This window comes from Chelativorans intermedius (genome assembly GCF_025398255.1).
GTDB classification, from domain to species: domain Bacteria; phylum Pseudomonadota; class Alphaproteobacteria; order Rhizobiales; family Rhizobiaceae; genus Chelativorans; species Chelativorans intermedius.
In genome coordinates this window covers 1-1062 of the sequence record NZ_JAODNW010000092.1, presented here as the reverse complement: position 1 = coordinate 1062, position 1062 = coordinate 1, and the positions used below count along the sequence as shown (strand labels likewise).

The following is a 1062-nucleotide window of genomic DNA, read 5'->3' as shown; positions in this document are numbered from 1 at the left end:
TGTAGAAGATCTCGCCGTCGAGGAGTTCGTCGCGCAGGCGAGCATTGAAGCTCTCGATGTAGCCATTCTCCCATGGGCTTCCGGGTGCGATGTAGGCAGTCTTCGCCCCGACGGCGGTGATCCAGTCCTGCACGGCCGTGGCGATGAACTCCGGGCCGTTGTCGGAACGGATGTGCTCAGGCACGCCGCGCAGGATGAACAGGTCGGACAGGACGTCGATGACGTCGGTGGAGTTGAGCTTGCGATCGATGCGGATCGCCAGCGCCTCATGCGTGAACTCGTCGATCACGTTAAGCATGCGGTACTTCCTTCCGTCATGAGTGCGGTCCTCGACGAAGTCGTAGGACCAGACATGGTTGGGCCGCTCGGCGCGCAGGCGGATGCATGATCCGTCGGCGAGCCAGAGCCGGCCTTTCTTCGGTTGTTTGGCTGGAACCTTCAGCCCCTCTTGCCGCCAGATGCGCTCGACCCGCTTGTCGTTGACCACCCAGCCCATCTGGCTGCGCAGAAGCTCGGCGATCTTGCGATAGCCGTAGCGGCCATAGCGGCGGGCCAGTGCAACGATGTCCTCGGTCAGTTGCTGCTCGTCGTCCCGGCCGCGAGGAATACGCCGCTGCGTGGAGCGATGCTGCCCAAGCACGAGGCATACCCGGCGCTCCGACACGCGCTTCGGCAGAACCGAGCGAACATGGTCGATGCAGGCACGGCGACGCGAGGGGCTCAGAAGTTTCCCCGCGCAGCCTCCGTCAGGATCAGCTTGTCCAGCGTCAGATCGGCCACCGCCTTGCGAAGCCGTTCGTTCTCCTTCTGGAGATCCTTCAACTGCCGAAGCTGGTCACGGCTCATGCCGCCATATTGCTTGCGCCACCGGTAGAACGTCAGTTCGGAAACGCCGATCTGGCGAACGGCATCCGCCATCGCCATGCCTTGGCCGCGCAAAACCTCAACCTGCCGAAGCTTCGTGACGATCTCGTCGGGCTTGTGTCGCTTGTTTGCCATTGTGGTCCTCCTTCATGGTCAAAACCATACTTCAAGGTGGACCCGTTCAATGGGGGTGGATCA

General features: G+C 62.1%; 1 pseudogene. It reads right to left on the bottom strand.

The features are described from left to right. Positions 1–999 (bottom strand): annotated as a pseudogene (locus tag NYR58_RS20445) (IS3 family transposase); the annotation flags it as partial. Positions 1000–1062: the final 63 nt, after the last annotated feature.